This window comes from Streptomyces mayonensis (assembly GCF_018982965.1).
GTDB classification, from domain to species: Bacteria; Actinomycetota; Actinomycetes; order Streptomycetales; family Streptomycetaceae; genus Streptomyces; species Streptomyces mayonensis.
The window spans coordinates 1-13634 of the sequence record NZ_JACBYP010000092.1; the positions used below are offsets into that span (position 1 = coordinate 1).

The following is a 13634-nucleotide window of genomic DNA, read 5'->3' on the forward strand; positions in this document are numbered from 1 at the left end:
CCGCCGCCGCCCCCCCCCCCCCCCCCCCCCCCCCCCCCCCCCCCCGCCGCGGCGCCCCCCCCCCCCCCCCCCCCCCCCCCCCCCCCACCGCCTTGTCCGCATACGTTCGTCCCGCTGCGAGCCGCCGGGCCAACGGCGGCTCCCCAAAAGGAGGACCGGGGGTGCGCGCGTGCGTATCGGACTGCTCACGGAAGGTGGCTATCCGTATGCGAGTGGTGAGGCCGTGCTCTGGTGCGACCGGCTGGTGCGCGGGATGGCAGAGCACGAGTTCGACGTCTACGCGCTCAGCCGCAGTGAGCATCAGGAGGCCGAGGGGTGGATGCCCCTGCCGCCGCAGGTCCGACGGGTGCGCACCGCCTCTGTGTGGGACCACGAGGACGACGGGGTCGCGTACGGCCGGCGCGCGCGCCGGCGCTTCGCCGAGTACTACGGCGAGTTGGCTGCCTCCCTGTGCACCGCAGCCCCCGGCGACCCCTCCGGTGCCGCGCAGGACGCCTCGGCTGCCCAGGCGGACCGTTTCGCCAACGCGTTGTACGGCCTCGCCGACCTCGCTCGGGACGAGGGCGGCCTGCCTGCGGCGCTCCGCTCCGAGACCGCCGCGCGCGCCCTGGAACGCGCCTGTCGCGCGCCCGGCGCCCACCGTGCCGCACGCGAGGCGCGCGTCCCTGAGCTGCTGACCGTCGTCGCGCGCCTCGAACACGCCCTGCGCCCCCTGTCGCTCGACTGGTACGAGGACGACGGCCTCGGTGCGGTGGACCTGTGCCACGCAGCCTCCGGCGGCCCGGCCGCTCTCCCGGGCCTGCTCGCCCGGCACTTCTGCGACGTACCGCTGCTGGTCACCGAGTACGGAGTGCGGCTGCGGACGCACTACCTCACGGAGCCCGACTCCCCACCGGCGATACGGTCCCTGCTGGCCGCCTTCCACGGCCGGCTGGCCGCCGAGACCTACCGGCGCGCATCCGTGATCACGCCGGGCAACGCGCACGCCCGCCGGTGGCAGGAGCGATGCGGGGCCGAGCGCACCAAGCTCCGCACGGTCCCCCCGGGCATGGACGCGGCTCCCTTCGCCGAGGCGGGGGAGGCGCCGGAGTGCGCCGACCCGCAGACCCTCGTCTGGGTGGGGCGGGTCGAACCGACCAAGGACCTGGTCTCACTGCTGCACGCCTTCGCGGAGACCCGCAGGGCGGAGCCCGGGGCGCGCCTGCGGATCGTCGGGGCGCCGTCCGGCCCCGAGGGCGCGGCCTACCTCGCCCACTGCAAGGGACTGGCCGCGCAGCTCTTCCCCGACGAGGCCGACGGCCCGCACGCCGTGGGCCGCAACCCGGTCTCCTTCGAGGAGATCGGGGGACCGGAACTGCCGTCCCGCGCCGACGCGTACACCGCCGGCGCCGTGGTGGTCCTCTCCAGCGTCGTCGAGGGGTTCCCGTCCGGTCTGGTCGAGGCCATGTTCTGCGGCCGCGCGACGGTTTCCACCGACGTCGGCGCGGTGGTGGAGGCCATCGGCGGCACCGGACTCGTCGTGCCCCCGCGCAATCCGCGGGCACTCGGTGAGGCGTGCGTCGCGCTGCTGCGCGACCCCGAACGCCGTGAGCGACTCGGTGCCGCCGCGCGCGCCCGCGCACTGGAGCTCTTCACCGTCGAGCAGAACGTCATGGCATTTCACGGCATTTACCTGGAGATCCTCTCCCGCACACCGGTACGTCGCGTCCTTCTCGACGACACCGGTGAACCACTGCCGTTCGCCGCCCCGGCCGAGGCGCACGTCCCCGGCCGCTGGGCCGACCCCGCCGCACGCGTCGCGGCCCGCGGCGGCCCCGGCTGGGCGACGGAGGCACCCGACCCGGTGACGCCCACCCGGGGCGCGACCGCACACTGCGCGATCGAACGGGCAACCGGCGCTCGGGCCACGGCACCGGTTTCCATGACCGAGGGAGCGGCCCGATGAGTGACCTCGGCGAACTGGACCGGCCCGAGACCCCCCGCAGCCCGGGCGCCTGGGACGAACGCTCACAGAAGTCCCTCACCGACGGCACCCACGACTCGACCGGGCCGGCCCGACGACCGGACGACGAGGAACCGCCCCCCGACACGGAACACCGGCACCGCGCGGACAGGCACCCCGAAGACGCAGCCGTGCCCTCGCACGGTCCCGGGCGGTCTCACGGTGTCGAGCGGTGGAACGGTGCTCGGCGGTCGGCGGGCGTCCCAGGCGCTGCCGCAAACGGCCGACGGCACGACCGTACCGGCGCACCGGCCGCCGGCGGGGCAACGGCCCACGACGGGGGAGCCGCCGCGGGCTCCGGACAGCCGCCGTCCGCCGTCCGCCGAGCAGCCGCCGACCCGGTGAAGACTCTGCTGCACCGCCACCGCGACCTGTGCGAACGTGCCGTGGACCCCCTGGAGATCGCCGCGGCCCTCGAGGCGCACGGTGTCACCGACCGGACCGCCGCACGCTTCCGCCACCGCGACGTCTTCTCCCTCGCGGAGGAGATGTACGCCCGAGTGCCGCGGGACGGTGACGACACCGCCCCACGTCCCACGGAACCGGCGGGTTCCCGCGCGGCACGACCTGCCTGGATCGTCCTCACCCTGCTGCCCGGCGTGCTGTGCGCCGCCGCGGTGGCCGGCCTGCGCCTCACCGAGGGGCGGCCCCGGCTGATCGCCGCAGGGATCGGTGCCCTCGCGGTGGCCCTGGCCCTGAGGGCGGCACTGCGCAGCGGCCCGCTGCGTGCCGCTGCGCGCACCTCCGGCACCTGGACCTGCTGGCTCCTCGGCTACGCCCTGCTGGGTGACGGACTCCTGCGCACCGCTCTCACCGGCGGCCCCGACGCCCTGCCCGACGGCACCACCGACGGTCCGTGGCCCGTCACCGCGGCTCCCGTACTGGCGCTCGCCCTGTCCTGCGTCCCCGCGGCCGGGTGCGCCCACCTCTTCGCGACGCGCGCCCGTCGCCGGCTGACGTCCAGCCGCGGTCTGGCCGACTTCTCGGCCGCCGTACGCCCTCTGCTGCTGGGCACGTTCGCGCTGTACACGGGTGCCCTGGCGGCCCTGCTCGCGCTGACCGCCGCGGTACTCGGCGAGCCTGCCGCGTACCCGCAGGCCCTCACCCTGGGAGCGCTGCTCCTGCTCGCCCGACTGCTCACCGTGCACGGTCACGCCCCTGCGGCCACCCTCGTCCTGACCGCCACGGCCGCCGCCGAGGCGACCGCCCTTGCCACACTTTTCGCCGGCCGTCTTCCAGGCTGCGGCTTCCTGACCGCGCCCGTGGAGGCCCTGGTCGCCGTCTGCGGTCCGGCAGGCGTACCGACAGCGGCCTGCGGTATCGGCGCGCTGACCCTCCTGGTGCACGCGACCCGCCGCCTCACCAGGGCATCGGCCCACGCGCACGGCCGCAGCCATGCCCACGCGGCGACGGAGCAACCGGGGTGAGCACGCCCGTACCGAGTCCGTCACCCATCCGCACCACCCCTCGAAGGAGCCCCAGATGACCACCTCCCGACCCGACGCCTCGGCACCGGGAGCCGCGCGATGAGAGTCCTGCTGATCGGATCCAACGGATACCTCGGCCGCTTCGTCGCCGACCGGCTGCTCGCCGACCCCGCCGTCCAGCTCACCGCCCTCGGCCGGGGCGACGACGCCGACGTCCGCTTCGACCTCGCCACCGGAAGCCCCGGCGCCCTCACCCGCTTCCTCGACGCGGTCCACCCCGGCGTCGTGGTCAACTGCGCGGGCACCACCCGGGGCGGCGCCCGCGAACTCACCCGGCACAACACGGTGGCCGTCGCCACCGTCTGCGAGGCACTGCGCCGCAGCGGGTGCGGCGCGCGCCTGGTGCAGGTCGGCTGCAGCGCGGAGTACGGCCCCAGCCAGCCCGGCTCCTCCACCGCGGAGGACGCCGTGCCCCGCCCCGGCGGCCCCTACGGCGTCAGCAAACTCGCCGCGACCGAGCTGGTACTCGGCTCCGGCCTGGACGCCGTGGTGCTCCGTGTCTTCTCGCCAGCGGGGCCCGGCACCCCGGCAGGCTCCCCGCTGGGCCGGCTCGCCGAGGCCATGCGCCGCGCCATGCAGTCCGGCGACGGTGAGCTGCGGCTCGGCGGCCTCGGCGCCCAGCGCGACTTCATCGACGTCCGCGACGTCGCCCGAGCTGTCCACGCCGCCTCCCTCTCCGCCGCCCAGGGCGTCATCAACATCGGCTCCGGCCGTGCCGTCCGCCTGCGCGACGCCGCCGCCACCCTGGCCCGCGTGGCCGGCTACGGCGGTGCCCTGCACGAACTCGACGCCCCGCCCGGCGCCCTGCGGCCCACCATCGGCCACCCCCGCGGCGAAGCCGTCGGCCACCGCGCCGATGTCCTCGGCCACCGTGCCGAAGCCCTCGGCCTCCACCGCCCGGACACTCTCGGGCACCGCGCCGACCGCGCCGACCGCGCTGACAACGAGCATCCGGCACCGGTCGCCTACCCCTACCCGGACGGCTGCGGCAGCTGGCAGCAGGCCGATGTGCGCACCGCACGCGACCGTCTCGGCTGGCGGCCCCGGATCGCCCTGGAGGAGTCCCTCGCCGACATCTGGATGGAGGCAGCGTGCCGTATCTGACCAGCACCCGAGTGGGTACCGCGAGCACCGACGTCCGCACCGGACTCGGCGTCCCGGGCCTGGCCCACCCCCTCGTCGCCCCCGGGGAGTGGGACGACCTCACCAGTCCCGGCACCCCGCTGCACTGGGTCGTCCTCAACATCGCCGACGGTCCAGGCGCCCACCCCGACCCGCACTGCCTGGCGGCCGCCGGCCGGCTGCGCAACGCGGGCGTCCGTGTCCTCGGCCACCTCGACGCCGCCCACGGCACGCGCAGCCTCGGCGCGATGATCTCCGACGCCCACCGGTATCTCGACTGGTACCAGGCCGACGGCTTCCTCCTCGACCGCTGCCCCGCCGAGCGGGCCGCGCTCCCCGAGATCCGCCGCACGGTCACCACGCTCCGGGTGATCCGTGACGATGCCCACATAGTGCTCGGCCACGGGACCTATCCCGACCCCTACTACGCCGAGAACGCCGATCAGCTCGTCACCTTCTCGGGCGCCTGGGCCGACTACCGCTGGTCCCAGGCGCCCGAGTGGAGTGCCGACCATCCCCCCGAGCGCTTCTGCCACTTCGTCCACGGCGTGCCGCACGGGCACCTCGAAGAGGCGCTGCGCCTCGCACGGTGGCAGGGAGCCGCGACGATCTACTGCACCGACCGCACGGACCGCGGCGGCCGCGCCGACCCCTGGGAGACCATGCCCGGCTACTGGGACGAGATCGTCTCGCGGGTCGGGACGGGTGTCTCGGAATGAAAAAGGCCGTGGCAGTGTTACCGGGAGAGCAACCGTAATCACTGACCGACCAACGGAGTCCCCGTGTCGCTGCCACCCCTGGTCGAGCCGGCCGCCGAGCTCACCGTAGACGAGGTCCGCAGGTACTCCCGCCACCTGATCATCCCCGACGTGGGGATGGACGGGCAGAAGCGGCTGAAGAACGCCAAGGTGCTCGCCGTGGGCGCGGGCGGCCTCGGTTCGCCGACGCTGATGTACCTGGCGGCAGCCGGCGTCGGCACGCTCGGCATCATCGAGTTCGACGAGGTCGACGAGTCCAACCTGCAGCGTCAGGTCATCCACAGCCAGGCCGACATCGGCCGGCCCAAGGCGGAGTCGGCCCGCGACACCATCAAGGGCATCAACCCGTACGTGGACGTGGTCCTTCACCAGGAGCGGCTCGAGGCCGACAACGTGATGGACATCTTCAGCCAGTACGACCTGATCGTCGACGGTACGGACAACTTCGCGACCCGCTACCTCGTCAACGACGCCTGCGTCCTGCTGAACAAGCCCTACATCTGGGGTTCGATCTACCGTTTCGACGGCCAGGCCTCCGTCTTCTGGTCCGAGCACGGCCCCTGCTACCGCTGCCTCTACCCGGAGCCCCCGCCCCCCGGCATGGTCCCCTCCTGCGCCGAGGGCGGCGTCCTGGGCGTGCTGTGCGCGTCCATCGGCTCCATCCAGACCAACGAGGCCATCAAGCTCCTCGCCGGCATCGGCGAACCGCTGGTCGGCCGCCTGATGATCTACGACGCCCTGGAGATGACGTACCGCCAGGTCAAGGTCCGCAAGGACCCGGACTGCGCGGTCTGCGGCGAGAACCCGACCGTCACCGAGCTCATCGACTACGAGGCCTTCTGCGGCGTCGTGTCCGACGAGGCCCAGGCGGCCGCCGCCGACTCCACGATCACTCCCAAGCAGCTCAAGGAGTGGATCGACGACGGCGAGAGCATCGAGCTCATCGACGTCCGTGAGCCGAACGAGTTCGAGATCGTCTCCATCCCCGGTGCCACGCTGATCCCGAAGAACGAGTTCCTCATGGGTTCCGCCCTGGAGAGCCTCCCGCAGGACAAGAAGATCGTCTTGAACTGCAAGACAGGTGTCCGCAGTGCGGAAGTCCTGGCGGTCCTCAAGTCCGCCGGCTTCTCGGACGCCGTCCACGTGGGCGGCGGCGTGATCGGCTGGGTCAACCAGATCGAACCGGACAAGCCCGTCTACTGACCGGGTCCCGGTCCGCATGTCCGGACGGCGGGGGTCTCGGGTGCCGTGGGTGCCCGGGGCCCCCGCCGCCGTCACGAGCAGACCTTGCCGTCCTCGGGCGCCGTGCCCTTCAGGAGGTAGGTGTTCACCGCGGAGTCGACGCAGTCGCTGCCGCTGCCGTACGCGCCGTGGCCCTCGCCCTTCCAGGTCAGTACGACACCGACGTCCTTGCCCAGCTCGTCCGCCATCCTGCGGGCGCCCTCGTAGGGAGTGGCCGGGTCGCCCGTGTTTCCCACCACCAGGATCGGGTTCGCGCCGGGCGCGCTCACCTCCGGGGTCTCGTGCTGACCGGCCACCGGCCAGTCGTGGCACCAGCCTGCGGTGTCCCAGCCGAGGAAGGCGCCGAAGACGGGTGAGACCTTCTCGAACTTCGGCAACAGCTTCTTGGTCTCCTCCAGGGTCGGCCGCTGCTTGTCGTCCAGGCAGGATATGAGCCGTTGCGAGTGGCTCGTCGTGCCGTAGTGACCCGCGTCGTCCCGCTCGTTGTAGCCGTCGGCGAGGGCCAGCAGCTCCGAGCCGTCGCCCTGCTCGGCCCTCTCCAGCGCGCTGGTGAGGGAGGGCCAGCCGCTCTCGCTGTAGAGCGGCAGCACGATCCCGGTGAGCGCGAGTGTCTGCGTCAGCTTCCGGCCCGGTGTGGATGTCGGCAACGGCTCCGCGTCCAGCCGCTCCAGGAGGTCGGCGATCTTCCGGGAACCCTGCTCGGGTTCCTGCCCGGTCGACTTCAGGTAGTCGTCCAGTGCGCGCTGGAAGCCCCGCGCCTGGTTCTCCGCGTGGCCCATCGTGTCCGCGGTCGGGTCCACCACGGCGTCGAGGACCACCCGCCCCACGTGTCCCGGGAAGAGATGGGCGTAGACACCGCCGAGCTCGGTGCCGTAGGAGATGCCGAAGTAGTGCAGCCTCTCGTCGCCCAGCACGTGTCGCATCAGGTCCATGTCGCGGGCGGTGTCGGTGGTCGAGACGTGCGCCATCAGCCGGCCGGCGTTCTTCTGGCAGCCCTTGCCGAAGTCGGCCGCGTCCTTCAGGTAGGCCTGTTCCTCGGCCGGTGTGTCCGGCGTCGAGTCCACCGATTCGGCGTCCTCGATCGCCTCGTCGCTGCGGCAGCGGACGCCCTCACTGGCCGCCACGCCGCGCGGGTCCCAGCTGACCAGGTCGTACCGCTCGTGCAGCGAGGAGACGGTGTCGGCGTAGGACGGCATCATGGAGACGCCGGAGCTGCCGGGGCCGCCGAAGTTGAACAGCAGCGAGCCGACGCGGTCGTCTCCGGCGGCCTTGGCCCGGATCAGTGCCAGGCCGATGGTCTCGCCGTCCGGATCGGACCAGTCCAGCGGCGTCTTCAGCGTGGCGCACTGCCAGTCGTCTCCCGGTGCGGGGGAGTCGGCCGTGCTCTTGCAGCGGCCCCAGTCCAGCGCCTGGGACGCAAGGGCCTCGGGCACGCCCGACGGCGCCGCAGCCGACGGGCCCGCGCTGCTCCGGTCCCCGTCTCCCCGGTCTTCGCCGGACGAGCCGCCGCTGCAGCCCGACGTCAGCAGCGCGGCGGCGGCCGTCAGAGCCGTCCACCGTACGAGACGCGCCATGTCCTCTCCCCCCTGGCAAGCCGTCCGCGCCGTGCAGCGGATGGCGGTGATGCCATGGTAGGCGGATCCCGCGACAGTCGCCGTCCCCTGTGGATAACGCTGTGACCTGGTAGTTCGTGGAGCATCGGTGATCGTTCCGGTCGGCGGCGGCCGTTTTCCCGCCCCGCCCCCCTTGCGCTCGTCCGCCCCCGCTCGTCCGCCCCGCCCCCGCGCTCGTCCGGTCTGGTCTCCGCGCTCGTCCGGTCCGGTCTCCGCGGTCGTGCTCAGGAGCAGACCGTGCCGGCTGCCGGTACCTTCCCGTCCAGGAGATAGGCGTCCACCGCGCCCCGCACGCACTTGTTCTTGCTGTCGTAGGCCCCGTGCCCCTCGCCCTTGTACGTCAGCTCCACGCCGACGCCCTTCCCCAGCGCCTCGGCCATCCGCCCGGCGCCCTCGTAGGGCGTCGCCGGGTCCCCGGTGTTGCCGATCACCACGATCGGCGGGGCGCCCGGCGCGCTGACGTCGGGATGGTCGGCGGCGCCCGCCACCGCCCAGTCGGTGCAGCTGAGCATGGACCAGGCGAGGTAGTCGCCGAACACGGGCGAGGCCTTGCGGAACTCGGGGAGCTTGCTCTCGACGTAGGACGAGTCGTACCGCGCCTTGTCGTCGGCGCAGCTGATGGCGGCGTTGGCCGCGCCGATGTTGCTGTACTGGCCGTTCTCGTTGCGTCCGTTCAACGAGTCCGACAGCGCCATCAGGAGGCGACCGTCACCGTCGTACGCCTGTTGCAGGCCTTCGGTCAGGTACTCCCAGAAGTCCTTCGAGTAGAGCGACTGCGCGATGCCGCCGGTCGCGGCGGTCTCGGTGAGGTTCCGGGGGGCGATGCCGGGGATCGGCCTGCGGTCGAGGTCCTTGAGCAGCTGCGCGATGCGGGACTTGACGTCCTCGGCGGTGTCCCCGACGGGGCAGTCCTCGGTCTTGGACACACAGTCCTCGGCGAAGTTGTCGAGCGCCAGCTGGAAGCCCTTCGTCTGCCCGAGCGAACTCTGCTCCGCGTTCTGCGTCGGGTCGACGACCGCGTCGAAGACCGCACGGCCCACCTTCTTGGGGAAGAGGTGGGCGTAGACGCCCCCGAGTTCGGTGCCGTAGGAGATGCCGAAGTAGTGCAGCTTCTCGTCGCCGAGGACCTGACGCATCAGGTCCATGTCGCGGGCCGCGTCGGTGGTGCGCACATGCGGAAGGATCTTCTTCGAGTTCTTCTCGCAGGCCGCGTTGAACTTCTCCGTGTTGTCCAGCAACTCGGTGCGCTCGGCCTGGTCGTCGGGGGTGGCGTCCTGCTGGAAGTAGGCGTCGAGCTGTTTGTCGTCCAGGCACTCGACGGGGTCGCTGCGGCCGACGCCGCGCGGATCGAAGCTGACCAGGTCGTAGCGGGTGCGCAGGTTCGCGTAGTCCTGGCCGAAGGCCGGCAGCGTGGTGACGCCCGAACCGCCCGGACCGCCGAAGTTGAAGACGAGCGAGCCGATCCGCCGGTCCGCCGCGCCGCTGGACGCGGCCCGGATCAGCGCGATGCCGATCGTGTCGCCCTCGGGGTCGTCCCAGTCGAGCGGAGCCTTCATGGTGGCGCACTGCCACGCGTCGCCATCAGGCAGGGGGGAGGGGGCGGAGCCGCCGCCCTCGGCCTCGGAAGGTGCGGGGCAGTCCTTCCAGTCGAGCTTCTGGGCCGTCAGGTCCTCGTCGCCGCCTGAGTCGCGTCCGGAGTCGTCGCTGCAACCCGCCAGCGTGGCGGACAGCACCACGGCGGTGACGGCGGTCAGGGCGCCGGCGCGCAGCCGGAGGGAGTGCGGCATGCGTCCATGGTGGGGGCGCGCGGAGCCTGGCGCCCGGGGCGGGGGCCGTACGAGGGACGGCCGGGCGTCCGGGACGGCGGCCGTACGGGGTATGCGAGGTGTACGGCGCGCCGCCGGGCCGCAGCCGCTACAGGGCCTCTTTCCGGGTCAGGTGGTTGAAGACCAGCCAGCCCGGCAGTACCGGAAGCCACAGGGTGAGCAGCCGGAACAGCAGTACCGCGGGGGCCGCGACCTCCTTGGGCAGGCCGACGGCGATCAGACCGACCGTCAGCGTCGCCTCCACCGCACCCACGCCGCCCGGCGTCGGGGCGGCGGAACCCAGGGCGTTGCCCGCGAGGAAGACGACCGCCACGCTCGCCAGGCTGATGGACGTCGACTCGTCGCCGAAGGCCCGGATCGAGGCGTCCAGGCACATCACGAAGCACGCGGTGAGCAACAGCATGCCGCCGATGCCGGTGATCAGTTTCTGCGGCCGCTGCAGGATGTCGAGCATGCGGGGTACGACGCCGGCGAAGAGCGACCGCACGCGCGTGACGACGAATTTGCGCAGGAACGGCACCGACGTCACCACGAGCACGAGGACAGCCACGGTCAGCAGGCCCGCGATGACCGTCCTGGACGGCGACAGGGACGGAGTCTTCTCGGTCCCCGTGAGGTAGCCGAAGGAGAGCAGCATCAGGATGTGGCAGCCGAGTCCGAACAGCTGGGAGGCGCCGACGCTCGCCACCGCGAGCCCCGGGCGCACGCCCGCGCGCTGCAGGAAGCGGGTGTTCAGGGCCACGCCGCCGACCGCCGCGGGGGCGACGATCTTCACGAACGATCCGGCGACCTGTGCCGCCACGGTCCGCAGGAACGGCACCCGCTCCGGCACGAAGCCCAGCAGGGACATGGCCGCCGCCACGTAGCTCGCGGCCGAGAACAGCACCGCGGCGGCCACCCAGCCCCACTCCGCGTTGGAGATCAGCGGCCCGAACTCGATGTGGGTGAGCTGCGTCAGCAGGAAGTAGGCGCCGATCGCCCCCGCGATGAAGCTGATCAGGGTGCGCGGCCGCACCCGTTCCAGTCGGGCGGGCTCGACGGGGGCCTGCGGCCGGATTCGCAGCACCGCGTGGCGGATCTGGGTGAGCAGGTCCTCCTCGCGCGCCTCCTCCAGTGCCTCGTCCACGGCCCGTTTCTCGGCCCGCTGCTCCGCCCGTACGGCCTTCTTGTCCGGCTTGTCGGGCTTCGCGCTCCTGTCCGTCCTCGTGGACGTGCCGTCCTCCTCGGCGGTGGTGCCCGGTCTGTCGCCGGCCGCCTCCGCGCGGGCGAGCTTGGCCTGCCGGGAGGACTCCAGGACCGCCTCGCGCTCGCGCTGCGCCCGTTCCCGGGCCAGTCTGCGCAGGGTCCCGCGCGTGGAGCGGCTCAGGGCGATGGGCTGGAGCATCGGCAGACAGTCCGCCACGGCGTCGGGGCCCAGCACTGCCACCGCCGAGGCGACCGCGCGTTCGGCGCCGACCCGCAGGCCGAGCGTCACCAGGAGCTGGGAGATGTCCATGCGCAGCAGCAGGTCGCCGGCGGCGATCTCACCGATGCGCAGGTCGGTGAGGATCACCGTGCCGGAACGATCCACCAGGATGGCGTCACCCACCAGCCTGCGGTGCGCGATACGCCGCGACTGCAGGGCGCGCACCTGTTCCCAGGTGCCGCGCAGCAGGTCGTCGGTGATCTCCTCGTCCGGCAGGGAGTCCAGTGTGCGCCCGCCAGTGTGCTCGTAGACGAGCATCACCGCGTCCGGACCCAGCTCCGACGTCGCGATCAGCTTCGGCGCGTTGGCGCCGGCCGCGATCGCCGCGTAGGCGAGCAGGGCCTCCTGCTCCAGGGCCTGCCGCAGCGACGGGAGGCTGCTGCGGGTGGCGAAGCCGCGCAGGGTCAGGTTGCGCCAGGCACGGTAGAAGAAGCCCTGCGCCTGCTGCTCCCGGTCCACCACCGTCACGTCGAGCGGCCGGCCGTCCTCCAGGGTGACGAAGTAGCTGCGGCCGCGGTCGCCGGTCTCCGTGGTGTCCGACGGGGCTTCCTGGCGGGCGGCGGTCACCGGGTGGAAGCCCACGTGCCGCAGACCCGCCATCAGCGTCCGGCCGGTGGGCCGCACGTTGGGGGAGCCGACCGCGTACAGCGTGCCGTAGGCGACGGTCCAGCCGATCAGCACCGTCAGGATGATCGAGAACGGTGTCGTGTAGCCGGTGACGAGCATCGAGAACGCGTCGAGCAGCAGCACGATCCACAGCACCGCACGCCACCGGGGGCGGCGCGACATGCCGACGGCCGTCATGTACGCGATGACCGGAGCCAGGTAGCCGTGCACGGGGTCGGTCAGCGCGTGGATGTCGCCGGGCGACGGCTGGGTGAGCGCGTCCTGGATCGAGCCCGGGGCGGCCCGGGCGACCCACAGGTCCGTGGCGAGGGTCACCCCGTGCGCGAGTACGGCGGCCAGTACGCCGTCGGCGATCCGCAGACCGTCCCGTTTGATCAGCCGCTCGATCGCGAAGGCGACCGGCACGAGGAGGATCGCGATGCTGGACGCCAGTCCCGCGATCTTGATGAGCAGGTCCGGCGCCTGCCCGGTGCCCTTGTTGATGTCCTGTTCGAGGCCCGAGGTGGTGCCGTGCGCGAAGGCGGCCACGGCGAGGAGCACGGCCACGGCAAGAACGCCCACCAGGAGCCGCATGAGGTCCGACGGCCGGTGCACGCGCGCGGGGAGCAGCGGTTCGTCGCCCTCCACCTCGTCGATGTGGGCCACGTCGTCGGGGTCGGCGGCCGTCGCCGAGCGGCTCCCCGACGACCGCCTGCCGGTCTTCCCGCCGTCGTCGTCCGCGGTGCCCGGGCGCGACGCAGCGTCAGAGGTGCCCTCGGCGCCCTCGGGGTGCACACCCTGCTGCTCCATCGCCTCTTCTTGCTCTCGTATCACTGGTCACCGCCCGCACGATGGTGGCATGCCGTGCCGGTCCCGGCAGGCATCAGGGTGCCCGTGCGGGCCGCACAGTCTGCCCGAAGCGCCACTCGCGGGCGAGGGACGCGCACCGTCCGGACCGCGCCGAGCTGTCGGTGGAGTGCGGCAGGATGGGACGGATGAGCGAGCAGAGCCTTCCGGACGACGCCCGCGCGGAGCGCGCGGACGCGCTGCCCGAATACGCCGAGCGGGTCCTGGACGTGACCGAGGTGATTCCGCCGGGCCGCGTCATGACGTACGGGGACGTCGCGGAGTACTTGGAGGAGGGCGGACCCCGTCAGGTCGGCCGTGTGATGTCCCTCTACGGCGGCGGCGTCCCCTGGTGGCGTGTCGTCCGCGCGGACGGCGTCCTGCTCGCCGGGCAGGAACTCGAGGCCCTCGACCGCTACCGGGAGGAGGGGACGCCCCTGAAGGAGGCGAGCAGAGCCGCGGAGGGGCATCTGCCGCGCGTCGACCTGAAGCGGGCTCGGTGGGACGGCGGCGGAGGCGCGGAGGGTCACACCTGACAGCTTCCGCCATGTCACCGGCCGGCGTGCGACCCGTGATCCGTCCGAGGGAAACGGGACCCTTCGGGGATGGCGGGGATGTCGGTGGCATGACGTACGTTCGTGGTGCGCAGGACGCGCGTGCCGCGAGT

At 72.8% G+C, this 13634-nt stretch carries 9 protein-coding genes; 6 read left to right on the forward strand and 3 right to left on the reverse strand.

The features are described from left to right. Positions 1 to 169 precede the first annotated feature (169 nt). From HZS56_RS27665 to moeZ, 5 genes are all read left to right on the forward strand, one after another. The gene (locus HZS56_RS27665) at positions 170 to 1945 is read left to right on the forward strand and encodes a DUF3492 domain-containing protein (protein ID WP_216723515.1); all 1776 of its coding nucleotides are present in this window, start codon (positions 170 to 172) and stop codon (positions 1943 to 1945) included. 14 nt (positions 1946 to 1959) lie between these two features. Next, complete coding sequence (locus HZS56_RS27670; protein ID WP_444875600.1) at positions 1960 to 3429, forward strand: proline dehydrogenase family protein; 1470 nt, start codon at positions 1960 to 1962, stop codon at positions 3427 to 3429. A 99-nt stretch (positions 3430 to 3528) separates the two neighbouring features. Beyond that, on the forward strand, positions 3529 to 4593 hold the full coding sequence (locus HZS56_RS27675; protein ID WP_216723517.1) for an SDR family oxidoreductase: 1065 nt from the start codon (positions 3529 to 3531) through the stop codon (positions 4591 to 4593). Continuing rightward, entirely contained in the window at positions 4581 to 5330 is a 750-nt protein-coding gene (locus tag HZS56_RS27680; RefSeq protein WP_216723518.1) for a spherulation-specific family 4 protein, read from the forward strand. Before HZS56_RS27675 ends, HZS56_RS27680 begins: the two co-directional genes overlap by 13 nt. Positions 5331 to 5393: 63 nt before the next feature. Further along, positions 5394 to 6572, forward strand: a complete 1179-nt coding sequence (moeZ, locus tag HZS56_RS27685; RefSeq protein WP_216723519.1) for an adenylyltransferase/sulfurtransferase MoeZ — start codon at positions 5394 to 5396, stop codon at positions 6570 to 6572. A 71-nt stretch (positions 6573 to 6643) separates the two neighbouring features. Here moeZ and HZS56_RS27690 read toward each other — a convergent pair whose 3' ends face one another. From HZS56_RS27690 to HZS56_RS27700, 3 genes are all read right to left on the reverse strand, one after another. Continuing rightward, positions 6644 to 8185, reverse strand: coding sequence for an alpha/beta hydrolase (locus HZS56_RS27690; RefSeq protein WP_216723520.1), 1542 nt, complete (start codon positions 8183 to 8185; stop codon positions 6644 to 6646). A gap of 263 nt (positions 8186 to 8448) precedes the next feature. Then, complete coding sequence (locus HZS56_RS27695; RefSeq protein WP_216723521.1) at positions 8449 to 10011, reverse strand: alpha/beta hydrolase; 1563 nt, start codon at positions 10009 to 10011, stop codon at positions 8449 to 8451. A gap of 127 nt (positions 10012 to 10138) precedes the next feature. Next, positions 10139 to 12931, reverse strand: a complete 2793-nt coding sequence (locus tag HZS56_RS27700; protein ID WP_216723522.1) for a lysylphosphatidylglycerol synthase domain-containing protein — start codon at positions 12929 to 12931, stop codon at positions 10139 to 10141. A gap of 185 nt (positions 12932 to 13116) precedes the next feature. Between HZS56_RS27700 and HZS56_RS27705 the strand changes: the two genes are divergently transcribed. After that, positions 13117 to 13503 carry an MGMT family protein gene (locus tag HZS56_RS27705; protein WP_301543095.1) on the forward strand — a complete coding sequence of 129 codons (387 nt, stop codon included), beginning with the start codon at positions 13117 to 13119 and terminating at the stop codon, positions 13501 to 13503. Positions 13504 to 13634: the final 131 nt, after the last annotated feature.

Bases quoted from the DNA above. Each gene is read 5' to 3' on its own strand.
- HZS56_RS27705 (WP_301543095.1), top strand. From the start codon at position 13,117: ATGAGCGAGCAGAGCCTTCCGGACGACGCCCGCGCGGAGCGCGCGGAC.
- HZS56_RS27690 (WP_216723520.1), bottom strand. From the start codon at position 8,185: ATGGCGCGTCTCGTACGGTGGACGGCTCTGACGGCCGCCGCCGCGCTG.
- HZS56_RS27695 (WP_216723521.1), bottom strand. From the start codon at position 10,011: ATGCCGCACTCCCTCCGGCTGCGCGCCGGCGCCCTGACCGCCGTCACC.
- HZS56_RS27700 (WP_216723522.1), bottom strand. From the start codon at position 12,931: ATGGAGCAGCAGGGTGTGCACCCCGAGGGCGCCGAGGGCACCTCTGAC.
- HZS56_RS27675 (WP_216723517.1), top strand. From the start codon at position 3,529: ATGAGAGTCCTGCTGATCGGATCCAACGGATACCTCGGCCGCTTCGTC.